General features: G+C 65.6%; 22 protein-coding genes and 2 pseudogenes. 17 read left to right on the plus strand and 7 right to left on the minus strand.

Annotation, left to right across the window (positions count from 1 at the left end; genetic code table 11):
- Positions 1-7: 7 nt before the first annotated feature.
- From V6U71_RS16275 to V6U71_RS16285, 3 genes are read left to right on the plus strand one after another with little or no spacing between them, the layout of a single operon-like run.
- Positions 8-1417 carry an aldehyde dehydrogenase family protein gene (locus V6U71_RS16275; protein WP_411339424.1) on the plus strand — a complete coding sequence of 470 codons (1410 nt, stop codon included), beginning with the start codon at positions 8-10 and terminating at the stop codon, positions 1415-1417.
- The gene (locus tag V6U71_RS16280) at positions 1414-3021 is read left to right on the plus strand and encodes an AMP-binding protein (protein ID WP_411339425.1); all 1608 of its coding nucleotides are present in this window, start codon (positions 1414-1416) and stop codon (positions 3019-3021) included. The genes V6U71_RS16275 and V6U71_RS16280 overlap by 4 nt, the downstream gene beginning before the upstream one ends.
- The gene (locus V6U71_RS16285; RefSeq protein ID WP_411339426.1) at positions 3018-4691 is read left to right on the plus strand and encodes an AMP-binding protein; all 1674 of its coding nucleotides are present in this window, start codon (positions 3018-3020) and stop codon (positions 4689-4691) included. Before V6U71_RS16280 ends, V6U71_RS16285 begins: the two co-directional genes overlap by 4 nt.
- Here the strand turns inward: V6U71_RS16285 and V6U71_RS16290 are convergent.
- Both V6U71_RS16290 and V6U71_RS16295 read right to left on the minus strand, forming a co-directional pair.
- Positions 4682-5392, minus strand: coding sequence for an anti-sigma factor (locus V6U71_RS16290; protein WP_411339427.1), 711 nt, complete (start codon positions 5390-5392; stop codon positions 4682-4684). The genes V6U71_RS16285 and V6U71_RS16290 overlap by 10 nt on opposite strands.
- Complete coding sequence (locus tag V6U71_RS16295) at positions 5389-5877, minus strand: RNA polymerase sigma factor (protein ID WP_411339428.1); 489 nt, start codon at positions 5875-5877, stop codon at positions 5389-5391. The genes V6U71_RS16290 and V6U71_RS16295 overlap by 4 nt, the downstream gene beginning before the upstream one ends.
- Before the next feature lie 138 nt (positions 5878-6015).
- Between V6U71_RS16295 and V6U71_RS16300 the strand changes: the two genes are divergently transcribed.
- The 4 genes from V6U71_RS16300 to V6U71_RS16315 all read left to right on the plus strand — a co-directional run bounded on the left by V6U71_RS16300 (position 6016) and on the right by V6U71_RS16315 (position 10363).
- Positions 6016-7257 carry a S8 family serine peptidase gene (locus V6U71_RS16300; RefSeq protein ID WP_411339429.1) on the plus strand — a complete coding sequence of 414 codons (1242 nt, stop codon included), beginning with the start codon at positions 6016-6018 and terminating at the stop codon, positions 7255-7257.
- Between the two features lie 92 nt (positions 7258-7349).
- Positions 7350-8246 (plus strand): hypothetical protein, encoded by an 897-nt coding sequence (locus tag V6U71_RS16305; RefSeq protein ID WP_411339430.1) that lies wholly within the window; start codon positions 7350-7352, stop codon positions 8244-8246.
- A gap of 157 nt (positions 8247-8403) precedes the next feature.
- Positions 8404-9318: an alpha/beta hydrolase gene (locus tag V6U71_RS16310; protein WP_411339431.1), complete on the plus strand. Its 915-nt coding sequence runs from the start codon at positions 8404-8406 to the stop codon at positions 9316-9318.
- Positions 9319-9361: 43 nt separating this feature from the next.
- Positions 9362-10363, plus strand: coding sequence for a LacI family DNA-binding transcriptional regulator (locus tag V6U71_RS16315; RefSeq protein WP_411339432.1), 1002 nt, complete (start codon positions 9362-9364; stop codon positions 10361-10363).
- A gap of 5 nt (positions 10364-10368) precedes the next feature.
- Here the strand turns inward: V6U71_RS16315 and V6U71_RS16320 are convergent, their stop codons facing one another.
- The gene (locus V6U71_RS16320; protein WP_411339433.1) at positions 10369-11298 is read right to left on the minus strand and encodes an alpha/beta hydrolase; all 930 of its coding nucleotides are present in this window, start codon (positions 11296-11298) and stop codon (positions 10369-10371) included.
- Between the two features lie 149 nt (positions 11299-11447).
- Between V6U71_RS16320 and V6U71_RS16325 the strand changes: the two genes are divergently transcribed.
- The 4 genes from V6U71_RS16325 to V6U71_RS16340 are packed head-to-tail and all read left to right on the plus strand — an operon-like array spanning position 11448 to position 17810.
- The gene (locus V6U71_RS16325; RefSeq protein WP_411339434.1) at positions 11448-13751 is read left to right on the plus strand and encodes a TonB-dependent receptor; all 2304 of its coding nucleotides are present in this window, start codon (positions 11448-11450) and stop codon (positions 13749-13751) included.
- Between the two features lie 4 nt (positions 13752-13755).
- Positions 13756-14712 carry an alpha/beta hydrolase gene (locus tag V6U71_RS16330; protein WP_411339435.1) on the plus strand — a complete coding sequence of 319 codons (957 nt, stop codon included), beginning with the start codon at positions 13756-13758 and terminating at the stop codon, positions 14710-14712.
- A complete protein-coding gene (treF, locus tag V6U71_RS16335; RefSeq protein ID WP_411339436.1) occupies positions 14712-16196 on the plus strand; it encodes an alpha,alpha-trehalase TreF in 1485 nt (494 codons plus the stop codon). Before V6U71_RS16330 ends, treF begins: the two co-directional genes overlap by 1 nt.
- 27 nt (positions 16197-16223) lie before the next feature.
- Entirely contained in the window at positions 16224-17810 is a 1587-nt protein-coding gene (locus V6U71_RS16340; RefSeq protein ID WP_411339437.1) for a long-chain fatty acid--CoA ligase, read from the plus strand.
- On the opposite strand, the gene V6U71_RS16345 is transcribed toward V6U71_RS16340, so the two are convergent.
- Positions 17811-18809 (minus strand): alpha/beta hydrolase, encoded by a 999-nt coding sequence (locus V6U71_RS16345; protein WP_411339438.1) that lies wholly within the window; start codon positions 18807-18809, stop codon positions 17811-17813.
- A 2-nt stretch (positions 18810-18811) separates the two neighbouring features.
- Positions 18812-20047, minus strand: a complete 1236-nt coding sequence (locus V6U71_RS16350; protein WP_411339439.1) for an MFS transporter — start codon at positions 20045-20047, stop codon at positions 18812-18814.
- 595 nt (positions 20048-20642) lie between these two features.
- Here V6U71_RS16350 and V6U71_RS16355 point away from each other — a divergent pair.
- The 4 genes and pseudogenes from V6U71_RS16355 to V6U71_RS16370 form a co-directional block, all read left to right on the plus strand.
- Positions 20643-22094: a DNA modification methylase gene (locus V6U71_RS16355; RefSeq protein WP_411339440.1), complete on the plus strand. Its 1452-nt coding sequence runs from the start codon at positions 20643-20645 to the stop codon at positions 22092-22094.
- A complete protein-coding gene (locus V6U71_RS16360) occupies positions 22087-22506 on the plus strand; it encodes a DUF5681 domain-containing protein (RefSeq protein ID WP_411339441.1) in 420 nt (139 codons plus the stop codon). Before V6U71_RS16355 ends, V6U71_RS16360 begins: the two co-directional genes overlap by 8 nt.
- On the plus strand, positions 22448-23455 hold the full coding sequence (locus V6U71_RS16365) for a hypothetical protein (RefSeq protein ID WP_411339442.1): 1008 nt from the start codon (positions 22448-22450) through the stop codon (positions 23453-23455). The genes V6U71_RS16360 and V6U71_RS16365 overlap by 59 nt, the downstream gene beginning before the upstream one ends.
- Positions 23449-23769: pseudogene (locus V6U71_RS16370) on the plus strand (ATP-binding protein); the annotation flags it as partial. The gene V6U71_RS16365 and the pseudogene V6U71_RS16370, both read left to right, overlap by 7 nt.
- Positions 23770-23947: 178 nt before the next feature.
- Here the strand turns inward: V6U71_RS16370 and V6U71_RS16375 are convergent.
- Positions 23948-24289 (minus strand): annotated as a pseudogene (locus V6U71_RS16375) (integrase); the annotation flags it as partial.
- 663 nt (positions 24290-24952) lie between these two features.
- On the opposite strand from V6U71_RS16375, the gene V6U71_RS16380 reads away from it, so the two are divergent.
- Together V6U71_RS16380 and V6U71_RS16385 are read left to right on the plus strand one after the other, a co-directional pair.
- On the plus strand, positions 24953-25186 hold the full coding sequence (locus V6U71_RS16380) for a hypothetical protein (protein ID WP_411339443.1): 234 nt from the start codon (positions 24953-24955) through the stop codon (positions 25184-25186).
- Positions 25187-25595: 409 nt separating this feature from the next.
- Positions 25596-25730, plus strand: coding sequence for a hypothetical protein (locus V6U71_RS16385; protein WP_411339444.1), 135 nt, complete (start codon positions 25596-25598; stop codon positions 25728-25730).
- Positions 25731-25737: 7 nt separating this feature from the next.
- Here the strand turns inward: V6U71_RS16385 and V6U71_RS16390 are convergent, their stop codons facing one another.
- Entirely contained in the window at positions 25738-26970 is a 1233-nt protein-coding gene (locus V6U71_RS16390) for an NAD(P)/FAD-dependent oxidoreductase (RefSeq protein WP_411339445.1), read from the minus strand.
- Between the last annotated feature and the right edge of the window lie 11 nt (positions 26971-26981).

A 26981-nucleotide genomic window follows, 5' to 3' on the forward strand; every position in this document is an offset into this window, starting at 1 on the left:
AGGGTGGATGTCTGATTACAAGATGCTAATCGGCGGCCAGCTGGTCGAGGGCGACCACGCGATGGACGTGATCAACCCGGCGACCGAGGAGGTGTTCGCGACTGTTGCGCGCGCCTCCGAGCGGCAGGCCGACGAAGCGATCGAGGCGGCCGCCACCGCCTTCCCCGGCTGGGCTGAAGTGCCGCTGGCCGAGCGGCAGACCAAGGTCAGCCAGCTCGCCGACGCGATCGTCGCCAACGCCGATAGGCTGGCGCGCGCGCTGACGCAGGAACAGGGCAAGCCGCTCGCCGAAGCGCAGGGCGAGATCGCGTGGGCCGAGGGCTATTTGCGCCACTATGCAACGCTCCAGATCGCCGAACGGACGATCCAGGACGATGCCGACGGGCTGATCCGCGTCCGCCGCAAGCCGCTCGGGGTCGTCGCGGGGATCATCGCGTGGAACTTCCCGCTGCTCGTCGCCTGCTGGAAGATCGGCCCGGCGGTGATCGCGGGTAACACGATCGTGCTGAAGCCCGCGCCGACGACGCCGGTCACCGCGCTGATGCTCGGCGAACTCTGCCGCGACATCTTTCCGGCCGGGGTGGTCAACATCATCACCGATGCCAATGATCTCGGCGGTTACCTCACCGCCGATCCGCGCATCGCCAAGGTCGGCTTCACCGGATCGACCGCGACGGGCAAGAAGATCATGGCGAGCGCCGCCGACGGGCTCAAGCGGCTGACGCTCGAACTCGGCGGCAACGATCCCGGCATCGTGCTCGACGACGTCGATGTGCGTGCGACGGCGCAGGGCATTTTCAACGCCGCCTTTTTGAACTGCGGGCAGGTCTGCCTCGCGATCAAGCGCGCCTATGTTCACGACAGCATCTATGACGCGATGTGCGACGAGCTGGCGCGGCTTGCCGAGGCCGCGGTGGTCGACGACGGGCTGGCGCAGGGGGCGCAGATCGGGCCGATCCAGAACAAGGCGCAATATGAGAAGGTGAAGGCGTTCCTCGAAAACGCGCGCCGCGACGGCACCATCGTCGCGGGCGGCGAGATCATCGACCGTGCCGGCTATTTCCTGCGCCCGACGATCGTCCGCGATGTCACCGACGGCGACGAGATCGTCGACGAGGAACAGTTCGGGCCGATCCTGCCGGTGATCCGCTATTCGGACATCGACGACGTTGTCGCGCGCGCAAACGCGTCGCCCTATGGATTAGGTGCTTCGGTCTGGTCGTCCGATGTCGAGCGCGGAATGTCGGTCGCCGACCGGATCGAAAGCGGATCGGTCTGGGTCAACCAGCATGTCGCGATCGGTCCGCACATCCCGATGGCGGGGGTCAAATCCTCCGGCCTCGGCGTCGAACAGTCCGAGGAAGGCCTCGCCGAATATACCCAGCTTTCGGTCATCAACGTGGCCCGTGGCGGATGAGCGAAGCCTTCGACTGGAATCCGCCGACGCACTATAATTTCGCGCGCGACGCGATCGACCGGCTGGCGAAGGAGCGGCCGGACGATCGGGCGATGCTGTGGACCGACGGCGGCGGCGCCGTCGTCGACCGCAGCTTCGCCGAACTGTCGGAGCATGCCGCACGCGCCGCCGCGGTGCTGCGGTCGGCCGGGGTCCGGCGCGGCGACACCGTGCTGATCCTGATGTCACGCGAGATCGAATGGTGGGAGTTGATGCTCGCCTGCCTGCGGCTCGGCGCGATCGCCTCACCCGGCACGGTGCAGCTGACGCCCAAGGATATCGCCTATCGCTGCGCAGCGGCCGAGGCGCGCTGTATCGTCGCCGGGGTCGACGTTGCGCCGCGGGTGGACGAAACGCCGGTCGACGCGGCAATCCCGCTGATCCATATCGGCGGCGCCCGTCCGGGCTGGATCGACTATGGCGCGGCCAAAGCCGCCGCCGCCCCGCTAGCCGAGATCGCCGACACTGCCTTCGACGATCCGGCGCTCTGCTATTTCACCAGCGGTACGACCGGCCAGCCAAAAATGACGATTCACGGTGCCGGCTATCCGCTTGCGCATGAAATCACCGGCCGCTTCTGGCTCAACCTCGGGCCCGGCGACCTGCACTGGAACATGTCCGATACCGGCTGGGCGAAGGCGGCGTGGAGCAGCCTGTTCGCGCCATGGCTGATGGGCGCCGCGATCTTCGTCAACCATGCGCCGGGGTTCGATCCGGCGGCCGCGATGGACCTGCTCGAACGCCATCCGGTGACGACGCTCTGCGCGCCGCCGACCGCTTACCGCATGTTCGTGCGCGCCGATCTGGCGGGACGCAGCTTCGCGCACCTCCGCCACTGCGTCAGCGCGGGTGAACCGCTCAATCCCGAGGTAATCGACCTCTGGAAGCAGGCGACCGGGCTCGATATCCACGACGGTTACGGCCAGACCGAAACGGTGCTGCTCTGCTGCAACCGCGCCGGTGCTGCACGGCAAGGCGCGATGGGCCGCCCGACTCCCGGCATCGATCTCGCGGTGATCGGGCACGACGGCGAAACCCTGCCGCCGGACGAGGAAGGCGACATCGCGCTCCGCGTCGGCGAACGTGCCCCGCCCGGCCTTTTCCTCGGCTATCGCGGCGACCCTGACCGCACCGCCAGCGTATTCAAGAACGGCTGGTACCTGACCGGCGACCGCGCGACGGTCGATGCCGACGGCTATTTCTGGTTCGTCGGTCGCGCCGACGACGTCATTCTCTCTTCGGGCTATCGCATCGGGCCGTTCGAGGTCGAAAGCGTGCTCTTCGAACATGAGGCGGTCGCCGAAAGCGCCGTCGTCGCCAGCCCCGATCCGACGCGCGGCGAGGTGGTGAAGGCGTTCGTCGTCCTCGCCAAGGGGCACCACCCGTCGGACGAACTCGCGAAGGCGCTGCAAGACCATGTGAAAGCCGCCACAGCGCCCTATAAATATCCGCGCCGAATCGCATTCGTCGAAAGCCTGCCCAAGACAGTCAGCGGCAAGATCCGGCGCAAGGAATTGCGGGATGCAGAGTTCAGGGATTGGGAGTTCAGGAAAGCAGATGCATGACCGATAGTTTCGTACACGGCGACCACAGCGAAGCGCTGATCGAGATGACGATCGGCGCGCTGTTCGATCAAACGGTAGAGCGTTACTCCGACGGCGAGGCGCTGGTCGTCCGGCACCAGAATGTGCGCTGGACATGGCACGAGCTCAAGGCGCGCGTCGATGCGGTCGCCGCCGGCCTGCTCGAACGCGGGCTGAAGCCCGGCGACCGGGTCGGCATCTGGGCGCCCAATTGCGCCGAATGGGTCATCGTCCAGTTCGCGACCGCAAAGGCGGGGCTGATCCTCGTCAATATCAACCCCGCCTATCGCGTCGCCGAACTCGACTATGCGCTGAACAAGGTCGGCTGTGCCGCGCTGATCCTCGCGCCGTCGCACAAGACGAGCGATTATGTCGCGATGCTCGGCGAACTGGCGCCCGAACTCGCCGTATCGGCACCCGGCCTGTTGAACGCCGCGCGCCTTCCCGACCTGCGGCTCGTCGTCGTGCTCGGCGAGACCGAACATGCGGGCTGCCTGCCGTTCGCGGCGCTTGCCGGCAACGACACCTCGGCGCTGGCGAATATCCGGCTCGATCCTGCAATGCCGGTGAATATCCAGTTCACCAGCGGGACGACGGGCTTTCCCAAAGGCGCGACGCTGTCGCACCGGAACATCCTCAACAACGGCGCCTTCGTCGGCGCGCGGATTGGCCTGACCTCCCGCGACAGGCTGTGCATCCCCGTCCCGCTCTATCATTGTTTCGGCATGGTGATGGGCAATCTCGCCTGCGCCGTCCACGGCGCGACGATGGTGTATCCGGCCGAAGCCTTCGATCCGGGCGCGGTGCTCGAAACCGTCGAAGCTGAACGCTGCACCGCGCTCTACGGCGTGCCGACAATGTTCATCGCCGCGCTCCAGCATCCCGACTTCGACCGCTTCGACCTGTCGTCGCTGCGTACCGGAATCATGGCGGGATCGCCCTGCCCGATGGCGGTGATGCGCGAGGTGATCGACCGCATGCACATGGATGAGGTTACCATCGCCTACGGCATGACCGAAACGAGCCCGGTGAGCTTCCAGAGCGATACCGACGACCCGCTCGACCTGCGCGTCTCGACCGTCGGCCGCGTCCAGCCGCATCTCGAGGTCAAGCTCATCGACCTCGGCGGCAATATCGTCGCGCGGGGCGAAACCGGCGAGCTGTGCACGCGCGGCTATTCGGTGATGCTCGGCTATTGGGACGATGCCGAACGCACCGCCGATGCGCTCGATGCCGACGGCTGGATGCACACCGGCGATCTCGCGACGATCGACGAGGATGGCTATTGCCGGATCGTCGGGCGCATCAAGGACATGGTGATCCGCGGCGGCGAGAATATCTATCCGCGCGAGATCGAGGAATATCTGCTCACCCATCCCGACATCGTCGATGTCCAGGGGGTCGGCATCCCCGACGAAAAATATGGCGAGGAAATGTGCGTCTGGATCGTCGCGCGCGCCGGAGCAACCCTCACCGAAGACGATGTCCGCGCGCATTGCCGCGGCCGCATCGCCCATTTCAAGATCCCGCGCCACATCCTGTTCGTCGACGGCTTCCCGATGACGGTGACCGGCAAGGTCCAGAAATTCGCGATGCGTGAGCAGACGCTGAAACTGTTGAAGGAGCGGGAGGGAAGCGTCCGCTACGGCTGACGCGCGGTCGCCCATCCCGACGCCTGCGCCGCGCGCTCGGCAGCGGCATCGAAGGGGTCGCCCGCCATCATCGCCGCCGCGTCGGCGGCCAGCGCACCCGACGACGCCTGCCGGTAATCGTGGCTTCCCTGCCCGGCCAGCGTCCGTTCGAGCGTCCAACGCCCGCCGTCGCGGCATCCGATGCCGGCCAGGTCGGCTCCCTCGAAACTGCGGCAGATACGGCCCGTCCGGTCACGGAAGCTGAGGCCGATCCGCGTCACCGCATCGTCGGGCTGGCTCGAGGCGAGCTGGGTGTCGAGCGCCTCGGCAAGCCCGCCCGACGCGACGAGCGTCCCGTTTATACTGGTCACGTCGCCCGCCGGCAGCCACGGTTTGAAACCGAGCGTCAGTCCGAGAACAAGCGCGGCAGCGACCGCGCCCCAGTGGATCGCCGCAAAGCGCGAGCGCTTGTTTTCGCGGCGTTCGGCAAGGCTCGTGTCGACCTTGGCGTTGCCTTCCAGCAACGCGCGCAACCGGTCGGGCACGGCTTCCTCGACCACCGGCGCATAATGCGCCGTCAGCGTCGAGCGGAGCGCGCGGTAGCGGGCGATCTCCGCCGCCAACGCCGCATCCCCTGCCGCTTCGCGCGCGATACGATGCGCGGTCAGGTCGTCGAGTTCGCCGTCGACGAAGGCGGCGATGGTTTCGGGGTCAAAGCTCACGCCGCTTCTCCCAGCAAATGCATCAGGGTTTCACGCCCCCGTGCGAGGCGCGAGGTGACGGTGCCGATCGGCACCTCCAGTATCTCGGCCGCTTCGCGGTAAGCATAGCCTTCGACGAGGACGAGCATCACGGCCTCGCGCTGCTCATCGGGCAGCCGCGCCATCGCGCCGTCGACATCGCCGCGCAGCGCACCCGCTTCGACCTCGGCCGCGCCGTCGCCGGCGACCTGCGTGACCGCATCGTCGATCGGGGCGTGGACGCCGCGCCGCCTGGCGGCGCGGCGCTCGTCGATCCAGAGATTGCGAATGATCCGGTACATCCAGCTATCCAGTCTCGTCCCTTGCTGCCATTGGTCCTGCGATTTCAGCGCGCGTTCGATCGCGCCCTGACACAGGTCGTCGGCGTCGCTCGCCTCGCGCGCCAGCCCCCGCGCGAAACGGCGCAGCCGGGGCAGCAGCTCGATCAATTGCTCTTCGAAGCGCATCGTCGCCTTTTCTTCACGGTCGCAGGAAGAAACGACCGGCTTCTATCGTTTCTTCCGCAACCTGCTAAATTTTTTGCATCGGCCTGTGGAGCCGGGCGTTCGAGGACGATCATGCGAAGGACCGCGACCCTTTTGGCGATGACCGCCCTGCTCCTTCCCGGGACGACGGGAAGCGCGCACGCGCAGCTCGCGCTGCCGCCGGTCCGGTTGCCAGGCGACCTTCCCACCCTGCCGCCGCTCGCCGACCTCCCGGCCGAGCGGCTGTCCGGCCTCGGCGGGACGCTGGCACAGCTGCGGCTCGACCGGATCGACGGGCTGCTTCGCGGCAATCGCGACCGCATCGAACTCGACGAGCGCGGCGAGCTCGCGGTGCGCGGCATCCTGATCGCCAGCGGTGTCGACGATGCGATGATCGGCGCCGCGGCGAAACAGGGCTTCGCGCTGATCGATCGCGAGCGGATCGACGGTCTCGATCTCGACATCGCCCGCTTTCGGGTTCCCGGCGACCGCAGCCTCGCGCGCGCCCGCAAACAACTTGCAAAGCTGCTTCCGGGGGCGGAGGTCGATGCCGACAATATCTATTTCGCCAGCGGGCCGGGCGGCGCGTTGCCCGGTGCGGCGCTGGCGACCGCGCAGGGGAGCGGAGGCGCTGCGCTCGGCCTGATCGACGGCGGCGTCGCCGCGCATCCCTCGGTCGCCGGGCGCGTCGAACAGCGCGGCTTTACGAAGGGCGCACCTGCGGCAAGCCGCCATGGCACGGCGGTCGCGTCATTGCTGATCGGCAACGGAACCGTGCGCGGCGCTGCGGCGGGCCAGCGCCTGCTCGCTGCCGACGTCTACGGCACCGATCCCGCAGGCGGCAATGCGAGCGCGATCGCGCGGGCGCTCGGCTGGTTGGTGCAGAACGGAGTGGCGGTGACGACGATCAGCCTTGTCGGCCCCGATAACAAGCTCCTCGCGGTCGCGGTGGCGCGCGCGCAGCAGCGCGGCATGCTGATCGTCGCGGCGGTCGGCAACGACGGGCCCGCCGCCCCTCCCGCCTATCCCGCCGCCTATCGCGGCGTCTTCGCGGTCACCGGCGTCGATGCGAAAGGCCGCGCGCTCCCCGAAGCGAGCCGCGCGCTGCACGTCGATTTCGCGGCGCCCGGCGACGCGGTCCTCGCCGCGACCGGCGCAGGCAGCAGCGAGCGGCTGCGCGGTACCTCCTTCGCCGCCCCGCTCGTCGCCGGCCGGCTCGCGCTCCGCTATCCGGTGCCGGCGATCGACCGCATCGGCCCCGCCGTCGCCGCGCTCGTCATGGAAGCGCAGGATCTCGGCAAGAAGGGTCGCGACAAAATCTATGGCCACGGCCTGATCTGCGGCACGTGCGGCGGCCGCTGAAACACCCCCGCATTTTTTTCGGAAGAAAGTAGAAGGCGCCGTCGTTCTCTCCCCAGGCCCATCCCCTCCGGGCCGGATGCAGGAGCAGGACAATGACACGATTTCTCTTCAGCTCGGCCTTCGCGCTCGCCGCGTCGGCGATGGCTTTTGCAGCGCCGGCATCGGCGCAAATCCTTGGCGGCAGCGGCGGGCTGGGTGGAAATCTGGGCGGGACGCTCGGCGGAACGCTCGGCAATCCCACCGGCCCGATCGGCGGTACACTCGGCAGTGCGGGCGAGCTCGCCGGCTCGGGCCGCGGCGAGACGAATATCGATCGCCGCTCGGGCCGCGTCCGCGGCAAGGGCAGCGCCGACGCCAACGGCAAGGGGTCGGCAAACGGCAGCGGCGACCTGCTGGGCAATAGGATCGGCGGCAATGCCGGTGGCTCCGGCGGGGCGTCGGGCAGCGGCGGCCTCGATGCGCAGGCCGTCGGCACCGACTATGTCGGCCAGACCGTGCGCGGCGCAACCGATACTGCGCGGGGAACCGCTTCGACGGTGACCGGCACCGCGCAAGGCGCAGTCGGCGGCGTCCGCGACCGGGCCGGCGGCGCGCTTTCGGGCGTATCGGGTCAGGCGAACGGTGCCGGATCGGCCGCAGGCAGCTTCCAGGGCAGTCTGGGACAGCTCGCCGCGGCGGGCAGCGGCGCTGCGGGCGGTTCGGGGATGTTCGCGGTCGAACCCGGCATGGCCGTCACCGACACGCGCGGCAAGGTCATCGGCTATGTGCAGGAGCTGCGCCAGACCGGCAGCGGCGTCGTGCAGGCGGTGACGGTCGAGGTCGGCAACCGCGTCGCGACGCTCCCCGCCGCCAGCTTCGCCGGATCGGGCGACGTGCTCGTCACCGGCATGACCAAGGGACAGCTCAAGGACACCGCCGAGCAGCAGGAAGGCGCTGCGGCGCAGCCTGCGCCGCAGGGCAAGCGCAGCGACGGCAACGCCGAACGCTGATCACCGATCGCCTATCGTTCATGAGGTCCCGAAAGGGGGAATGCGCCGGCCATTGTGCCGGCGCATTCTTGTCTGGACCGTGCGTCACCAAAAGCCGATTGGACAAGCGCGTCGCCTATTGATATCGATGTCATCAAGACGATTCAATCATCAGAGGATGCCCATGCTCGACCCCGATATCGCCGCCTTTACCGGACAGCCGCAAGAGATGCCGCCGCTGACCCCGGAGCTTATCCCGATGATGCGCGCCAATATGGCGATGATGGCGGCCGCGATGCCCGGAACCGACATCGACCATGTCGCAAATCTCGATGCCGACGGGGTGCCCGTTCGCTTCTATCGCCCGGCTTCCGACACGCCGCTGCCGCTGCTCGTCTTCCTCCACGGCGGCGGCTGGATGTTCGGCGACCTCGACACCCACGACGCGATGACCCGGCACCTTGCCGCCGCGAGCGGCTGCGCGGTGCTCGGTGTCGGTTATCGCCTCGCCCCCGAGCATAAATTTCCCGCCGGGCTCGACGATGCGATGACCGCGCTCGACTGGGCGCGTCGTTCGGCCGGCGATCTCGGCTGCGATCCCGCGCGCATCGCGCTCGGCGGCGAAAGCGCCGGGGGCAATCTGACCGCCGCCGCGACCCTCCGCTTGCGCGCCGAAAACAAGCCGCAGCCGCTGTTCCAGTTGCTGATCCATCCCGCCACCGACCTCAGCTTTTCCTTGCCCTCATTCGCCGAAGTCGGGGCGCCGGGCCTGTCGAAAAACTATCTCGATGCGTGCCGCGAATATTATCTCGGCAGCGCTTCGGTCGCCGATCCGCTCGTCTCGCCGCTGCGCGCCGACTGCTTGGGCGGCCTTGCGCCCGCGATCGTCCTGACCGCATCCGAAGATCCGCTGCGCGACGACGGCGAATATTATGCTGCGGCGCTCGTTCGCGCCGGTGTCGAGACGCTGGCCCGCCGCCTGCCCGGCCTGCCGCACGGTTTCCAGTTCCTGCCGATCACAATTCCCGCGGTGGCGGCAGCCAATGACTTGATAGGAGGGCTGGTCCGCCGCTACTTCGCAGCAGGGCAGTGACGGTAAACGGCCGAGGGGTTCGGCTTTTGGGGAACGGGCAGCGATGAGCAGGACAGGCAAGAGCGAACGCCCGACGATGGAAATGGTCGCAACGCTGGCCGGCGTTTCGAAGATCACCGTGTCGCGTGCGCTACGCGGCAGCGATCTGGTCCGCCCCGAAGTCCGCGAACGCATCGTCCAGGTCGCAGGCCAGGTCGGTTACCGGATGAATGTCGCGGCCCGCAGCCTGCGCACCCGCGAAACGCGGACAATTGCCGTCGTCATCGACCAGATCGATCCCGGCCGCCAGTCGCACACCGACCCGCTGATCCTGTCGATCATCGGCGGCCTGCTCGAAACGCTGACCCCCGCAGGCTATTCGACCCTGCTGACCACCAACGAGCATTTCCTGTCGTCGAGCGCGGTCGGTGCCGACGGTGCGGTCATGCTCGGCCAGGGCGAGGGCGCACACCGCGTCACGCAGGTTTCCGCCATGAACCTGCCGATGGTCGTCTGGGGGGAGCCTGTGCCCGGCGTCAGCGTGAAGGTCGTCGGCAGCGACAATCGCATGGGCGGCAAGCTCGCCGCCGAGCATCTGGTCGGCCGGGGCGCGACGCGCCTGCTGTTCCTCGGTGACGTCCAGCATCCCGAAATCGCCGCGCGCCTCGAAGGGTTTCGCGAAGCGCTGGCCTCGAGCGAGGCGCGCCTCGTCGGGGCGCTTTCCTGCCCGTTCACTGCCGAGGGCGGCGCCGAGGCGATCCGCGGCGCGCTCGATGCCGGAACGGCTTTCGACGCCGTCTTTGCCGCCAGCGATTTTATCGCTGCCGGCGCGTGCGATGCCCTGTCGGCACGCAAGCTTTCCGTCCCCGGCGACGTCGCGATCGTCGGCTTCGACGATGCGCCGATCGCCAGCGTGCATCGCCCTTCGATCAGTTCGATCCGTCAGGACGGCGCCGAGGCCGGCCACGCGCTGGCCCATGCCGTCATCGCCTTGATCGAAGGCGACACCGCTGCCCCCGCGCACGCGCTCCCCGTCGAACTGATCGCGCGCGAGACGAGCCGCTAGGCACCCTAGCCGAGGCGCTTGCGGAAGAAGTCCGCGACGATCGCATAGGTCTCGACCGATTCGGGCAGATCGACGTCCATATGATGCGCGTGCCACAGCCCGTCGAACAGGACGAAGCGTGCTTCGACCCCCGCCGCGAGCAGGCGGCGATGCATGACCGATACGGCACTCGCGGCAAAATCGCGGGTCGCCGAAATCAGCAGGCTCGGCGGAAACAGTGCGAGCATTTCGGGATGTCCAGCGGACAGCACGAGCGGATCGGAAAGGTCGGCGCCGAGGAAATAGGGAAGCTCCTCGACCTTCGGCGCCGCGCCCGATCCCGCCCGCGGATCGAACAGCTTCTGCGCCAGCGCCGCATCGCCCGAGAAGGGGAGCGGCGCGCCGTGAAACAGGCCGATCGCGCCGGGAACCGGCAGGGCATCGTGGAGGAAGCGCGCGACCGCCTGCGTCGTCAGCAACGCGCCGGCCGAGCAGCCATAAATGCCGATCCGCGCCGGATCGACCGTTTCGATCAGCGCCCGGTAAACCGCGACGACGTCCTCGACCGCCGCCGGATAGACATGTTCGGGCGCGAGGCGATAATCGACCGCGAGTACGCGCATCCCGGCGACCGCCGCAATCGGCACCGCTTCGAGCAGCGCGCCCGGCCCTTCGCCCCACATGAAGGCGCCACCGTGGAGGCAGAGCAGCACCGGGGCGTCGGCCGCGCGCCCCTCCGGGACCACCTCATAAACCGTGACGCCGGCAATCGTGCGTTCGGCGACATCGACCGCATATCCCGCCAGCGCTTTGTCCAGCAGGCGCTGGTTATAGTCGCGGAAGAACGGCCGCGCCGCAGCGAGATCGGGCGGCGTCGCCGACTCTGCCAGAAAGGCGGCAAAACGCGCCTTCGCTTCGTCGCTGACCCACGGCCCGAATTGTCCGGCGTCGCTCATGGCATCCCCTCTGTTATCGATAGCAGACCTTAATTCCGGCTATTGATATACTTTCCTGTCCTTCATGCAAGAGCTGTTGACATCGATATCATTTTCAGTCATCCGCGTTGCCGACCGGACGAATCCGGCTATCCTTTGGGAGGGAAGACATGATTTCGATGCGTTCCGCCTTTCTGATCGCGCTCGCGAGCGGCGCGAGCCTGCTGCCCGCCGCCGCCTTTGCTCAGACCGAAACGCCGCCGGCCGACGAAACCACCGCCAGCGACGACAGCGGCCTCGGCGACCTCATCGTCACCGCCCGCCGCCGCGAAGAAAATCTGCAGAGCGTGCCGATCGCGGTCACGGCCTTCACCGACGAGGCGCTCGAACAAAAGGGCGTCACCGATCGCACCTCGCTCGCCGACAACACCCCCTCGCTGTTCACGATCAGCGGCGGCTATCCCCGCGAATTCGCCTATTTCGCGCTGCGCGGTCAGGGCCCGGCCTTCGGCTCGACCCCCGGCGTCGTCAATTATTTCGCCGAAGTGCCGAACAGCGTGAACGTCGACGGCCGCGTCGGCACCTATTTCGACATGGCCAATATCCAGGTGCTTGCGGGGCCGCAGGGCACGCTGTTCGGCAAGAATGCGACCGGCGGCAATATCCTGTTCGAACCGGTCAAGCCGCAGGACCGCTTCGAGGGCTATGTTCGCGTCCAGCTCGGCAATTATGACGACCGCCGGATCGAGGGCGCACTCAACACGCCGATTGTTCCCGGCCGGGTGATGCTGCGCGTCGCCGGCGAAGTCGGCCGCCGCGACGGCTACACCAAGGATGTCGGCCCCTTCTTCGAGGGCAAGGACTATGACAATCTGGCGTATGAAAGCTTCCGTTTCGGCCTGACCCTGCGCCCGACCGACGACATCGAACTTTATACGATGCTGCGCTATTATCATTCGGACACCAATGGCGGCGGCACTGTCCTCGGCGCGTACAACCCCGCCGCGGGTTTCGACGCCACGGCACTGGGGCTGGGCTTCCTGCCGGTCGCCGCCTTCTATCCCGGCGTGCTGACCGCGGTCGCCGAACAGGAAGCGCGCGGCCCGCGCCGCGTCTCCTATGATCTCGACCAGTTTTCGGAGACGAAATATTGGCAGGTAATCAACCAGGCCTCGGTCCAGCTCAGCGACAATATCAAGCTGCGCAACATCATCAGCTATTCCGAGCTGCGCACCATCTACGGCTATGACTATGACGCCATGCCCTTCCCGATCGCCGGGCAGCGCGGGCGCATTCCGACCGTCGCGCCCAATTTCTTCACCGAGGAACTGCAGCTTCAGGGCACGTTGTTCGACGACGCGGTCGATTTCTCGGTCGGCGGCTATCTCGACCGGCAGAGCTGGAGCGATCCGGCGGGGATCGAGGAATATACCTTCTTCCCGATCGGGACGCTGCTGCCGACGATCTCGGGCTTCTTTACCCAGACGAACAAGAGCGAGGCGGTGTTCGGGCAGGCGACGGTCGATCTCGGCAAGCTGTCGGGCGCGCTGACCGGGCTCAGCGTCACGGGCGGCCTCCGCTATACCTGGGAGCACAGCTTCACCGCGCAGACGATCGGCGGTCCGCCGACGGTCTCGGGTTCGGTCGACAGCGATTATCCGAGCTACACCGCGACGCTCGACTATGATGTGACGCCCGGCGTCCATGTCTATGTCACCGCGCGTGATGCCTACAAGTCGGGCGGCGTCAACGGGCCGGTGCCCGTCGATTCGGAGTTTCGCACCTACAAGCCCGAACGGCTGTCCGACATCGAGGTCGGGCTGAAGTCGCAATTCTCGCTCGGCAATGTCGATGTCCGCGCCAACGTCGCCGCCTATCGCGGCATCTACGACAATATCCAGCGTACGACAGCGGAAGTGGTCGAGACGCCGGGCGGCACGATACCGCTCAATGTCACGCGCAGCGCGGCGAAGGGCAAAATCCAGGGTGTCGAGCTGAACCTGTTGGTCATGCCGGTGCAGGGGCTGACGCTGAACGGCAGCTATTCCTACATCGACGCGCGCTATACCGAGGTCGCCGACGCCAGCGCGGGCGCGATCCTCAACGGCGCGCCCTTCCCCTACACGCCGAAGCACAAATTTTCGGTCGGCGGCTCGTACGAGACGTCGCTGGGCAGCGCAGGCGATCTGGTCCTCGCGGTCAACTATGCCCGCCAGACCAAGGTTTCGACCGCGCAGACCAATGCGTCCTTCTATAATTACCTGCCGGCCTATGGCCTGCTCAACGCCAGCATCGGGCTCAAGGATATCGGCGGGCGCCCGCTCGACGTCAGCCTGTTCGCGAACAATATCACCAACGAGGCGAAGCCGGTCGGGGTGCTCGACCAATATGCCCAGTCGTCGGGCATGGTCGGGCTGACCTATACCGAACCCCGGATGTATGGCGTGCGGATCGGCTATAGCTTCGGACGCTGAGCCGATGGGTAAAAGCCCCGCCCAGCCGCCCTTTGCGCCGACGGTGAGCGAAGCAGCGCGCGCCGTCATGACGCCGCTGGTCGCAGCCGGGTCGGCGCCGGAAATGACCGCGACGCTGATGCGCAATGCGATCACGCGTAAGGCGGTTCGCGCGGCAGCGGCCAGTCACCTGAAGCCGCTGAACAAAAGCCGCGCGAAGCGTTTCGGCGTCGATGTCAGCAAAGGGACGGTGGCCGGGGTTCCCGTGAAGTTCGTGCGACGCCGGGAAAGCGATGCGTCGCCCGACCAGCGGCTGCTGATCAATTTCCACGGCGGCGGCTTCATGGTCGATTCGGGATCGGAGACCGAAACGATCCCCATCGCCGGGCTGACCGGAATATCGGTCGTCACGGTGATGTACCGGCTGGCGCCCGAACACCCGTTTCCGGCAGCGGTCGATGATGCGCTCGCGGTCTATCGCGACGCCCTGTCGCAGCGATCGCCGGAATCGATCGGCATCTATGGCACCTCGGCGGGCGCGGTCCTGACCGGCCAGCTCCTCGCGCGGATCAAGGCCGAGGGCCTGCCGATGCCCGCCGCCGCCGGCTTCTTTTCGGGATCGGCCGATCTCGCGCTCGTCAGCGACTGCGAAGCCTTCCTGCCGTCGATCATGGGAACACGGACAGGCCCCGAAGTCCTCGCCGATTATGCCGCCGGGACCGAGCGCACCGACCCGCTGCTCTCGCCGCTTTATGGCGACCTGACCGGCCTTCCCCCGACGCTGCTGATGACCAGCACGCGCGACCAGCTATTGAGCCAAACCATACGCTTCCATCTCGCGCTGCGCAAAGCCGGGGTCGAGGCCGACCTGATGGTTTATGAAGGCATGCTGCACGCCTTCTGGGCCTATATGGAGTGCCCCGAGACCGAGGATGCGCTCGCGGCACAGGCAGCCTTCTTCGACAGGCATCTCGCACGCTGATGGGCGCCGAACCGAGCCCCGCCGACCTCTACGGACCGCTCCTCGCCAAGGTGCAGGAGCGCGCGATCCTGCCCGACGGCAAGACCTTCGTCGATGCCCTGCCGCGGCGCCCGGTCGCCGACATCATGCGCGACTTCGCGGCGCTGGCTCCGGGCGACGCGGCGCTACGCGCCTTCATCGCGGCAAACTTCGACCTCCCCGCACAAACGGCAGGCACGAGACCTGCGGTTCTACCGCTCCGCGCGCATATCCGCGCGCTGTGGAAAGAACTGGCCCGCGCGCCCGAACAGGCCGCGGGCGGATCGGCGCTCGCCGTCCAGCACCGCCACGTCGTGCCGGGCGGCCGCTTTCGCGAAATCTATTATTGGGACAGCTTCTTCACGATGCTGGGCCTCGTCCGCGATGGCGAGCTGGAACTCGCGAACGGCATCGTCGACGCGATGACCGACCTGATCGAAGCGCACGGACATGTCCCGAACGGGACGCGCACCTATTATCTCGGCCGTTCGCAGCCGCCGCTTTTCCACATGATGGTCGAATTGCTCGATGACGGACGCAGCACCGTCGCCGCCCGCCGCCTTTCGGCGATGAAGCGCGAACATGCGTGGTGGATGGCAGGCGCCGGCGAGGTCGAACCCGGCCGCAGCGGCGCGCGCGTCGCGCGGCTTTCCGACGGCGACCTCCTCAACCGCTATTGGGACCCGCGCGACACCCCGCGCGACGAAAGCTGGCGCGAGGATGTCGCCACCGCCGCCGCGAGCGGGCGCCCGGCGGGCGAGGTTTATCGCGACCTGCGTGCCGGCGCCGAAAGCGGCTGGGATTTCTCGTCGCGCTGGCTGGACGGCGATGCCCTGTCGTCGATCCGGACCACGGCGATCGCCCCCGTCGACCTCAACGCCTTCCTGTTCGGGCTCGAGACCGCGATCGCCGCGAGCGGCGACGGCGATGCGGAATATTATGCCGGTCTGGCCGGTGAGCGGCGCGCCGCGATGAACCGCCATCTCTGGCACGCCGAAGGCGGCTATTTCGCGGATTTCGACGTCGAACGGGCCTGTCTACGCCCGCCGCTCACCGCCGCGGCCCTCGCGCCTTTGCTGGTCGGCGTGGCGACGCAGGAGCAGGCCGACAGCACCGCTGCGGCGGTCGCCGAACGGCTGCTGGCACGCGGCGGCCTGCACACGACACTCGCCGCAACCGGCCAGCAGTGGGACCGGCCGAACGGCTGGGCGCCATTGCAATGGATCGCAGTCGCGGGGCTCAAACGCTACGGGCACGACGCGCTGGCGCGCGACATCGCCGGGCGCTGGGTCGATACGGTCGGCACCACCTTCGCCCGCACCGGACTGCTGTTCGAAAAATATGACGTCGAGCAGGCCGGGGTCGGCGGCGGCGGCGAATATGCGACCCAGACCGGGTTTGGCTGGACAAACGGCGTCACCGCCGATTTTATCGACCGCTACGACCTGATACCACCGACAGAATAGCGGCGGCGCGCCGCAAAGGGAGAGACGATGCTAGCCGGCTTGATGCAGGATGCCCCCCTGCAGATCAGTTCGATCCTGACCCACGCCGCGCGCGCGCATGGCGGGCGGGAGATTGTCTCGAAGCTCGTCGGCGAACCGCTGTGGCGCTATGACTGGGCGGGCTGCGAACGGCGATCGCGGCAGGCTGCGCAGGCGCTGACAAAACTGGGGATCGAAAGCGGCGACCGTGTTTCGTCGCTGGCCTGGAACACGCACCGGCATCTCGAACTCTTCTATGCCGTCCCCGGCATCGGCGCGGTCCTCCACACCGCCAACCCTCGCCTCAGCGACGAACAGATCGCCTTCACGATCAACCATGCGGGCAGCCGCATCCTCTTCTTCGAGGCCAATCTCGCCGAGCTGGTCGACCGCCTCAAGCCGCTGCTTCCCGCGATCGAAGATTATATCCTGCTCGCCGACCCCTATGAGCAATTGATCGCTGCCGAGGACGGCGTTTTCGACTGGCCGCGCTTCGACGAAAATGCCGCGGCCTTCCTCTGCTATACCTCGGGCACGACGGGCGATCCCAAGGGCGTGCTCTACAGCCACCGTTCGATCGTGCTGCACGGCATGGCGGCGGGGCTCAGCAGCGCCTTCGGCTTCAGCGCCTTCGACACGATCATGCCCTGCTCGTCGATGTATCATGCGACCGCGTGGGGCCTGCCCTTCACCGCAGCGATCAACGGCTGCAAGCTGGTCCTGCCGTGCGACAGGATGGACGGCGCGAGCCTCGCCGAGCTGATCGCGGGCGAGGGCGTGACCTTCTCGGGCGGGGTTCCGACGATCTGGACGATGTATCTCGCGCATCTCGAAGCCAGCGGCCAGGGCGTCGGCGACCTGAAACGCCTCGTCATCGGCGGTTCGGCCGTCCCGCGTGCGATGGCCGAGACCTTCCGCCAAAAATACGGCGTCACCGTCCTCCAGATCTGGGGGATGACCGAAACCAATCCGCTCGGCGTGATCTCGACGCCGACCCCGCTGCTGATGGCGGAGGGCGAGGATTATGCGACCGAAACGATCCTGACGCGGCAGGGCCGGATGCAGTTCGGCATCGAGCTGCGCATCGTCGACGACGAAGGCACGCCACTCGCGTGGGATGGCGAGCAGGCCGGCAAGCTGCAGGTGCGCGGGCCGTGGGTCGTCGACCGTTATTATCCCGACCTGCCCGCCGCCGACAGCGACGGCTGGTTCGACACCGGCGACATCGGCACGATCGACCGCTTCGGTTTCCTGCGCCTGACCGACCGCGCGAAGGATGTGATCAAGTCGGGCGGCGAGTGGATCAGCTCGATCGACCTCGAAAATGCCGCAGTCGGCTGCCCCGGCGTCCGCATCGCCGCTGTCATCGGCGTCTATCATCCGAAGTGGGAGGAACGCCCGCTGCTGGTCATCGAAGCCCACGAAGGCGAAACGGTCACCGCCGAGGCCGTCCGTGCGCATCTCGAAACCCGCGTCGTGCGCTGGTGGATGCCCGACGACATCCTTTTCGACACCGTCCCGCTCACCGCCACCGGCAAGATCGACAAGAAGGCGCTCCGCGATACCTATCGCGATCATCTCGCCGCGGCCGGCTGATCATTTCCCGGCCGCGGCAAGCTTGTCCTTCAGGAAGCGCGCGATCAGCTCGTTCGCCTCGTCGGTCTCGGGAATGTCCATATAGCCCCAGAAAGCGTGCGGCAGCCCGTCGAAGACGACGAGCCGCGCATCGACGCCCTTCCCCGTCAGCTTCCGCGCGAAAATCGCGGTCGGGCTGAGCAGGAAATCGCGCGTACTGCTGAGCAACAGCGTCGGCGGAAAGCCCGAAACATCGCCGTGGATCGGCGAAAGGACCGGATCGGTCACGGGCGTCTTGCCCACATAATCGGCGACCCAGTCGAACGGCGGTCCCGGCATCCATGTCTCCGAATCGCCGCGCTTCGTCAGGTCGGCGTTGCCCGAAAAATAGCCGAGCGCGGCGGGCATCGGCCACCCCAGGCTGGCGAGCTTCGCAACCAGTTGCCCCGACAGCGCCGCGCCCGCCGAGGTACCGAACACCGCGATCCGCTTCGCCGTCCGCTCCTTCTCCAGCGCCTGATACACCGCCAGCGCATCGTCGAGCGCCGCCGGATAAGGGTTTTCGGGCGACAGGCGATACAGCACCGCCACGACCGGAATCCCGCTGCGCGCGGCAATCGGGATCGTCTCGGTCAGCGACCCCGAATCGACCGCGAACCCGCCGCCGTGAAGGTTGAGCAGGACCGGCCCCGTGCCGAGCGTGTCCACGCCCTTGGGATAGACGATGCGCACCGGCACGCCGGCGATTGCCCTGTTTTCGATCCGCACTTCGTATCGTTTTTCGAGCGGCGCGCCCATGCCCGCCTGCATCATGTCGATGAGCTTGCGGACCTCGGCAATCGGCGGCACCGGGTCGGGCATCTTCTGCGCCGCCAGCGCCGCCACGGCCGCCCGTCCTTCCGGGCTGAGCGTTTCGGGCAGCGGCCAGCTCTGCATATCGCGCACGGGAGGCGCCTCCTGCGCAACCACCGGCGCAGTTCCGGCGAGGAGCATGGCCAAAAGCAGGGTCTTGCGATTCATGATCATTCGGCTCCAGTTGCGGACAATTCGTCCGTGTCGATCCTGCCTGTCGCTCCGGTGCGCCCCGGCCAGGCACAAAGCGCGCCGAGCAGCGCGAGCACGGCCATCGCGAGATAAGCCACGTCCAGTCCATGCGACCAAAGCCGCCCCGACCCCGCCGTCGCGAGCGCGAGCACGACGCCGAGCAGGACAGCGTTCATCCCCTGCGCCGTCGCGCTGAGGTGCGTCGGCACCCGCGTCGCGATCACCAGCATGATGCCGAGGATGGTGCCGGTCGCGGTAATGCCGTTGAGCAATTGCGCCGCGATCAGCACGGGCAGGCCGGGGCTGGTCGCCATGATCGCCCAGCGCAGCGCCCCCGCGATTGCCCCGGCGCAGATCAGCAGCCGCGGATCGCGCGGGCCGAGCAGCCTGGCGCCGAACCAGAAGGCCAATATCTCCGCCGCGACCGCCAAAGCCTGCAGCAGGCCGATGGTCGTCGTCGAAATGCCCTGTGCGGTCCACTGGATCGCCCCGAAGCTGGTCAGGACGCCGTGGCTGCCCATGATCAGCGATGCGGCGACCATCGCGAGGATCAGGCCGCGATCGCCGATCAGGTCGCGCCAGCGCCCGCCCTGCGTCTCGCCTTGTCCGGCAAGCTTGCGGTCGGCGGGCAAAGCAAAGGCGACGAGGGCCGGCGCGAGCAACAGCGTCGCAACCATCAACGGCAGCATCTTGATGCCGAACACCCCGATCGCCCAGCCCGCCGCCGCGTTCGACGCGACCACCGCGATCGATCCCCAGACGCGCAGCCGCCCGAAATCGAGCGACCGGCTGCGCACCGCCATGACCGCATAGGCATCGGTGAGCACCGGGATCTGGTCCCACAAGATCGAAAAGAAGATCACGATCACGACGCGCCCGGCATGATCAGGCCCGCCCAATAGCAACAGCACGATCGCCGCCGAGGCGAGCGAGGTATAGGCGATCGCGCTCCGCACCCAGCCGCGCCGCCCGACGAACGCCGAAAAAGGGGCGACGGTCAGCAACCGCAACACCAGCGGGATCGCCAGCAATATTCCGATTTCTTCCGGCGATGCCCCGGTTGATTTCAGCCACAGCGGCAGAAAAGCGAAGAAGCCGTAGTGAAGATAGAGCGCCAGATAGAGCCCCGAGACCCCCAGGCCCAGACTATTGCGCTTGCCGCCGGGCTCGCCCGGCACGGCTGCGCCCGCCCCCTCACCACTCATCGGAACCATTTGCCTCTCCCGTTTCTCGACGCCCGCATAGCAACAAATGTTATCGATGTCATCAGGAATAGACGAAGTGGCTTTGACGGCGAAAGCAGATCGTTCGGACTATGATCCGCCGCGCATACGCGCCCGCTCCCACGCAACGCGGGACGGTCGTCGATCATCTTTATCGCAGAAGGGAAGTCCCTGGTGGTGGACCTAGTCGGGTGCGAACCCGTCTCGGACGGATTATTCCGTGTTATCGCCGGATAAACAGGGAAAACCCCAAGAAAAAACACGGAATCGGCTTACGCACGCTGCCAAAACTCCCAGTTTGCACGGTGTTCCTTGGATTTTTCCCTGGTTCGAAGAACAGGGAAAAACCGACGTTCAATCACCGAACGCAATTCGGGAAACACGGACGCGACCGGGTACCGCAACGAAAGGCTTGCGCCTGGCAAATCGCGTCGGCACTATATGCGCATTGACCTGAGCGGTGCGGCGCTGAAACGCCGCAGATGTAGGCCCCCAGTTCCCGGGGTCAGGTCCTGACACTCCGACCGGAGGCAGGACCGAGCTCATGCGTGATCCTCCTCTGCCGGACCTTTCACCGGAGGGATCGATGACGACGAGGGACTTTTTCAACGCCAATAATCTCAAGAAGCAACTGCAGGCCGAGACCGCGAAGCGGCGGACCAGGAATCAGGCTGCCACGCATGTCGCAGCGGCGCAGCACGCCCCGGCCCGGAATGATCTGCAACCAGCGATCGCAACCGTGTCGCGGCCAATCCATTCGCTGAGCCCGGGGCCAAATCGGACGCGGGAGACGACACCGCAAATCCTCGAAAGCACGACGCGGTCGGTCAGCAAATTCGGGATCGTGCTTCCGATCCTGATCGACAAGCAGAATGTCATCATTGCGGGTCACACCCTGTGGGAGGCGGCAAAAGGACTCGGTCTTGAGGAGATCGAATGCCGCGTCATCGAGCATCTCGATCCTCTGGAGCTGGAAGCGCTGAGCCTCGCGCTCAATCGCATAGGCGAGATTGGCAAGTATGATCTCGACAAGCTCCGCGACCGAATGATTGCCATCGATTCCCATGGCATCGAACTGATCTCGACGGGATTCACGCTTCCCGAGATCGGCCAGATCAAAGTGAAGCCCCTCATTGAAGAGACCGAACAGGACGGCGAAGATGTCGCGTCATCCGTCGCTACCATCAGCCAGATCGGGGACTTGTACCATCTTGGTCGGCACAAGCTGCTTTGCGGGGACGCACTCGCCGCATCGTCTTACCAGCGCCTGCTCGGCGACGAACTGGCCGGCGCTGTCTTCAGCGACCCTCCCTACAACTGCAAGATCGAGGGGTTCGTCGGCGGACTCGGGAAGCACCAGCACGAAGACTTCGTGATGTTCGCCGGGCAGGAGAGCCCGGAAGAGTTCCGGCAGTTCCTGACCACCTTTCTTGGGCACTGCCGCGACTCCTGCAGCGCGGGTGCCGTGATCTACGCCTGCATGGACTGGCGCCAGATCGACATCTTGCTCGACGCCGGTCGCGTGTCGGACCTCCATCGGATCAATATGGCGGTATGGAACAAGGGGTCAGGAGGCATGGGCGGCCTCTATCGATCAGCCCACGAACTCGTTGCAGTCTTCTGCACCGCAAAATCCCCAACCACCAACAATGTCGCACTCGGCGTCCACGGCCGCGATCGAACGAACGTGTGGACCTACGCCGGCGCCAATCGTGCGGGATCGTCGGCTGGCAAAGCGCTTGCCGATCACCCGACGCCGAAGCCGGTCGAGCTTGTGGTCGACGCGATGCTCGATGTCACCCATCCCGGCGATCTTGTTCTCGATCCCTTCATCGGGTCGGGGACGACGATCATCGCCGGCGAGCAATGCGATCGCCGCGTCCGCGGGATCGAACTCGATCCCAAATATGTCGATCGGACAATCTGGCGCTGGGAGCATTTGACAGGTCAACAGGCCCTCCACGTCGAGAAAGGCCTGACCTTTGCCGAGCTGGCCCAAGAGCGCAGCGCAATCGAAGAGGGCAGCAACGATGAGTAAGAACGACGATCCGAAGAAGCCGTCGGCGTGGGGCAAAGGGAAAACCGATCCCGCTTCATGGTGGAAGAAGGGCGGTCCCTCTCCGAACCCCAAGGGCCGTCCGAAAGGCTCGAAGAGTCAGAAGACGCTCTACAAGGAGGCATTCGAGAAGAAGATTACCGTCTCGATGGATGGCGAGCACAAAACGATGACCAAGAAAGAGCTCGGATACCACCAGCTCGCTCAGAAATCCGCAGCCGGGGATCTCAAGGCCTTCGCGATGCAAAAGGATCTCGACGAGAAGTTCGACCCGCCAGAGGTCGCGCCACCCACGCCCGATGAATCAGCGGCCGATTTTGCCGCGTTCGACGCCTATGTCGAGCTGCGCGAGAAGTTCAGGGTCTTCGAGAAGCCGGAGACTGAGAATGAGTGATCCTGTCGAACTCCGCAGACTCGTCGATGGCCTCTGCAGGCAGGATTTCCGCTCATTCGCGATCCGGGCGTTCCCGGTGGTCGAACCGAAGATGCTCGACCCTGCCCGTCACATCGATATCATCTGCCATCTCATGCAGACGATATTCGAAGGCGGCGTCTCGCGCGCGCTGGTCTGCATCCCGCCGCGGTATCTGAAGACCTATCTGATCTCGATCGCCTACACCGCCTGGCTGCTCGGGAAGAATCCGGCAGCACGTATCATCTGCGTATCTTACGGCGCGCAGCTCACCGAAAAGTTCAGCGCCGATACGCTGCGGCTGATGCGGTCGTCTTGGTACCGGCGCACATTCCCCGGCACGATCCTCGACCCAAAGAAGCAGAGTCTGACCGAGATCGGCACGACCGCGGGTGGCTATCGCTTCGCGACCTCAATCGGTGCGACACTCACCGGGCGCGGCGCCGACATTATCATCATCGACGATCCGCTGAAGGCCAACGAGGCGCATTCGCCAACGGCGCGAGAAAACTGCATAGAATGGTTCAATTCAACGGTGCACACGCGCTTTGACGATCCCAAGAAGGGCAAGATCATTGTCGTCGCCCAGCGCCTGCACGCCGAGGATCTTCCCGGGCATCTTCTCGAGACGGGCGGCTGGGAAACCCTCATTCTTCCTGCGATCAACCCAAAGGATCAGGTCTATCCGATCGTCGCGGGCGGTCAGAAGGCATTGTTCAAAACCGGCCGCATCCTTCCGCCGTCAAGGCACGACGCGGCCTATCTGGCGCAACTGAAGAAGGAGATGGGCGAGCATGATTTCGAGGCCCAGTTCAACCAATGCCCGATCCCGCCCGGTGGTGCCATCTTCAAGAATATCTGGGTCAAGCGCTACGACAAGCGCCCCGGTCCCGAGAAGGTTGAAGCCGTTATCCAGAGCTGGGACTGGTGACACGCCTCGAAGAGGAGACCCGGATCGGCAAAGGCGGGACCCTGGCGGCGCAGCTGTCGCGGCTCGACCTGATCGTGCTCGACGAGCTCGGTTATCTGCCGTTCGCCCGCTCGGGAGGGCAGTTGCTGTTCCACCTCATCAGCAAGCTTTATGAGCGGACCAGCGTCATCATCACCACGAACCTCGCCTTCGGCGAATGGCCGACCGTGTTCGGCGATCCCAAGATGACCACGGCGCTGCTCGACCGCGTCACCCACCACTGCGATATCGTCGAGACGGGCAACGACAGCTGGCGCTTCAAAAACCGCAGCTGACAGCCACCTTCGGCGCCTTCAAAAATCTATCTTGCGCTGCGCGCGCCTCCGGTCGGGCTACGCCCGCCCTCCGCCGCACGCAGCGCAAGGCCATCTTCAACAAACCAGCATCATATTATCCGAAAAGGGGGTCCCTCTTCGACGCCGATCGGGGGTCCCTTTTGAACGCCGTTTGACATCCACCGCGCCGCTCAAGCCATGCCAAGAGGCTTCCGCGAGCATCCGACATGATTTCGAATTGAACTGGTCGATTGGTCTTTTGCTGGATCACCATTGCCCGCGTTCTCAACTCACCGCCGGCGACGAGATCGCCGATCTTGATCTTCACAAGATCGCAGCCTCGCAACTTGCTGTCGATTGCGAGATCGAACAGCGCCCGGTCTCGAAGCCGGTGCTCTCGATCCAAGTGGAAGCGAATTGCCCATATCTGCCGTGGTTTTAACGGCCGCTTTGCACCTACCTTTCGACCGGCATTCCACGCCGGTCGTGGACGCAAATAGTCGAATTCTGATCTACCCATGATCATTCTCCTGCAGCCAAAATGGCCAAAAAGGGAAACGCATGGGTCAGGCCGATTGGCCGATTGCGTATTGGCAGCTTTGGGCGGTGGAACGAAATTAGCGGACGCTCCAAGTATTGCCTGGCGTTCGCTTGAAAGGTCACCTCCGTACTGGCTCGTGCAATCGAGGCGCAACCACGTTCCGCAGGAACCGAATAGACGCTGAAGGCCCAGATTCCCGATATCCGTTAGATGATCGGCGCGACATCTTATAATCTTGGCCGGAGCTCCCATATAACAATCATCGTGGCACACGTTCATCGTAGGCGGCCGCGGCTGAGAGACCTCGTGCTCCCGCTTACAAGCAGGAGCCGCGCCCATGCCCCCCGATCCAGATCAATCCCAGTCGGCCACCCCGGACGTGCCTGTCCGATTGAGACCGCAATCGAGCCGATTTTTCCGCAAGAGCCGCAGTCCATTCCCCCTTGATGACGCACGGCGTCAGGGAGACATTAGTCAGCTCGCCTTCTCGACGATGGGCGGACGGGATCCGGCGTTAGCCTTCCTGAACACCGACAACGCCGCGCTCGGCGGCCGCCCGCTTACAGTCGCCACCGCGAGCCCCGAGGGATATGAACGGGTTGCGGCAGCGATCCGCCGCCGGCCGAGCGGCCCGGGATTCAAATGAGCCGTGCGATAAACATTTCGCTGCCGGAAGACGAGGTCAAGCGCCTTTGCCTTCTGCAAGGTGTCAGCATCAGTGCGATCGAGCCGCTTCGGTCGGGCGGTACCCGCCTTGTCTGCACATCCGGCTCCGGCGCCGAGGAAATGCGCCTCCGGCTCCGCGGTCACCTGATCGACGGCAATGTTCTCCGTTACCGCTTCTATCGCCCACCGGCCATGCGTGAGCGGCGATGAGGCCGGCGCGCGATTTCGTGGTGAGCGAACGTCTCTCCCGAACCCGAATAGCATCGGTATTCGTGCCGCACATTTATCGGGATGTGTTATAAGCATCCCATCACCTGAAATCGAACAAGCTCCATGTGACAGAGGGACGATCCGTGCTCTCGCTTGATACAGGAGCACACACCATGTGCCTTATTCAATTGCTCGAAGACGAGCAGATTGCGCTCGTGCGATACGCCGCCGCGACAAATCCTTCGGCGATCGACCGATATGGGCGCCTGATCGAAGATATCCGTCGGCGTCTGACGGTCTTTCCCTATCAGCATCGCCCCTATTTTCCGCTCAACAGATTGCGGACGCAAACGGCTCGCTAGCACGTTCGCGAACACGCGCATCCTGAAACCGAAGAAAGATATCCGAGATGGCCAAATCACAAAAACGCAGCAACCGCGAGATTCGCAAACCCAAAGCCGCCAAGGCGAAGCCGCCGACTGCGCTCGCAGCCCAGGAGGCCTCCGCGGTGCAGATGGCCTCCAAGCCGAAGGGCAATCGCTGACGCGCCGTCAAAAACTGCGGTGGAAGCTGACCAGATCGGCGTCGGGATCGCCATAGCCGCAAATCAGGCCGCGCAGCATCTGCGCGGCCATCATTGAAAAGGTGATGCCATTGCCGCCATATCCCATCGCGGCATAGCAATTCGACATGCCGGGAATTCGACCGATGGTCGGTGTCCCGACCGGGCTGTCGCCGAAACTGCCGGCCCAGCTATACGCGGGCGTCGCGTCCACAGCCGGCAACAGGGCGGCAAGCTTTCTCGACAGCGTCGCTGTTTTATCGGAGAGCTTGGCGTCACGGAGAGCCGCGTCGCCGATTTCCTCATCCTCGCCGCCGCAGATGATTTCTCCACGCGGGGTCGTCCGTATGTAGAGGTAAGGATCAGCGGCCTCCCATATCATCGCGGCGGTCGGCCAGATGGCACGGGGTTGTGGGCGGGTTGCGATCGACCAGCTCGAGATGATCTTGTTTCCCTTCCGCGGGATTCCCTTCATCATCTCATAGCCCGTCGCCATGACGACACGACGTGCGCGAATGCTCGGCCCGCGAGCCGAGACCAAGGTGACCCCCTCGCCCGTCGGCGCGATGTCACAGATATCGACGGGCGCGTAGAGCCGGGCGCCCCGTGCCAGCGCGACGTTCAGATAACCAGCCGTGAGACGACGCGGATCGGCGGAATAATTGCCGAAACCGATCAGCGCATGGCGTCCCTTGATCCCATATCGCTCCTGCACCGCAGCGGGCTTGAGCAGTTCGACTTCGAAGCCCGCGCGTCGCCGGGCGTCGGCTTCGAGCGCAAGCCCGCCAGCATCGAGGACATTGCCGTCGAGATAGATCGAGCCGCGCGTCGCACCATCGACGGCAAGGCCCAGCCGTTCGGTCCGTTCGCGTAGCGCGTCGACCGACTGGCGGGATCGCCGCCAGATGCGTTCGGCCTTTTCGCGCCCGATCCGATCGGCCATCAAGGTCAGCGGCGTGTCGAGCTCATATTGCAGCATCGCGGTCGACGCCGCGGTCGATCCTTCGGCAGGACCCCGGCGATCGACGATAACAGTCTTGAGCCCCGCTTCCGACAATGCCTCGGCGATCAGCGCGCCCGACACGCCTGCCCCCACGACGACCACATCGCACGCAATATCCCTTGTCAGCGGCTGCGCAGCGATCGCAGGACGACGCCGTGCCGACCAGATCGACTGGCCGGTCCGGAGATCGCGATGACGGGTCGCCGATGTGCGGCTCACCATGACGGGCG

The sequence above is a fragment of the Sphingopyxis sp. J-6 genome (assembly GCF_046603995.1).
Taxonomy (GTDB): domain Bacteria; phylum Pseudomonadota; class Alphaproteobacteria; order Sphingomonadales; family Sphingomonadaceae; genus Sphingopyxis.

Bases quoted from the DNA above. Each gene is read 5' to 3' on its own strand.
- V6U71_RS16310 (WP_411339431.1), top strand. From the start codon at position 8,404: ATGCCCATGCTCGACCCCGATATCGCCGCCTTTACCGGACAGCCGCAA.
- V6U71_RS16275 (WP_411339424.1), top strand. From the start codon at position 8: ATGTCTGATTACAAGATGCTAATCGGCGGCCAGCTGGTCGAGGGCGAC.
- treF (WP_411339436.1), top strand. From the start codon at position 14,712: ATGGGCGCCGAACCGAGCCCCGCCGACCTCTACGGACCGCTCCTCGCC.
- V6U71_RS16320 (WP_411339433.1), bottom strand. From the start codon at position 11,298: ATGAGCGACGCCGGACAATTCGGGCCGTGGGTCAGCGACGAAGCGAAG.
- V6U71_RS16280 (WP_411339425.1), top strand. From the start codon at position 1,414: ATGAGCGAAGCCTTCGACTGGAATCCGCCGACGCACTATAATTTCGCG.
- V6U71_RS16360 (WP_411339441.1), top strand. From the start codon at position 22,087: ATGAGTAAGAACGACGATCCGAAGAAGCCGTCGGCGTGGGGCAAAGGG.
- V6U71_RS16315 (WP_411339432.1), top strand. From the start codon at position 9,362: ATGAGCAGGACAGGCAAGAGCGAACGCCCGACGATGGAAATGGTCGCA.
- V6U71_RS16355 (WP_411339440.1), top strand. From the start codon at position 20,643: ATGACGACGAGGGACTTTTTCAACGCCAATAATCTCAAGAAGCAACTG.
- V6U71_RS16385 (WP_411339444.1), top strand. From the start codon at position 25,596: ATGGCCAAATCACAAAAACGCAGCAACCGCGAGATTCGCAAACCCAAA.
- V6U71_RS16325 (WP_411339434.1), top strand. From the start codon at position 11,448: ATGATTTCGATGCGTTCCGCCTTTCTGATCGCGCTCGCGAGCGGCGCG.
- V6U71_RS16305 (WP_411339430.1), top strand. From the start codon at position 7,350: ATGACACGATTTCTCTTCAGCTCGGCCTTCGCGCTCGCCGCGTCGGCG.
- V6U71_RS16340 (WP_411339437.1), top strand. From the start codon at position 16,224: ATGCTAGCCGGCTTGATGCAGGATGCCCCCCTGCAGATCAGTTCGATC.
- V6U71_RS16380 (WP_411339443.1), top strand. From the start codon at position 24,953: ATGAGCCGTGCGATAAACATTTCGCTGCCGGAAGACGAGGTCAAGCGC.
- V6U71_RS16345 (WP_411339438.1), bottom strand. From the start codon at position 18,809: ATGAATCGCAAGACCCTGCTTTTGGCCATGCTCCTCGCCGGAACTGCG.
- V6U71_RS16300 (WP_411339429.1), top strand. From the start codon at position 6,016: ATGACCGCCCTGCTCCTTCCCGGGACGACGGGAAGCGCGCACGCGCAG.
- V6U71_RS16285 (WP_411339426.1), top strand. From the start codon at position 3,018: ATGACCGATAGTTTCGTACACGGCGACCACAGCGAAGCGCTGATCGAG.
- V6U71_RS16365 (WP_411339442.1), top strand. From the start codon at position 22,448: ATGTCGAGCTGCGCGAGAAGTTCAGGGTCTTCGAGAAGCCGGAGACTG.
- V6U71_RS16295 (WP_411339428.1), bottom strand. From the start codon at position 5,877: ATGCGCTTCGAAGAGCAATTGATCGAGCTGCTGCCCCGGCTGCGCCGT.
- V6U71_RS16330 (WP_411339435.1), top strand. From the start codon at position 13,756: ATGGGTAAAAGCCCCGCCCAGCCGCCCTTTGCGCCGACGGTGAGCGAA.
- V6U71_RS16350 (WP_411339439.1), bottom strand. From the start codon at position 20,047: ATGGTTCCGATGAGTGGTGAGGGGGCGGGCGCAGCCGTGCCGGGCGAG.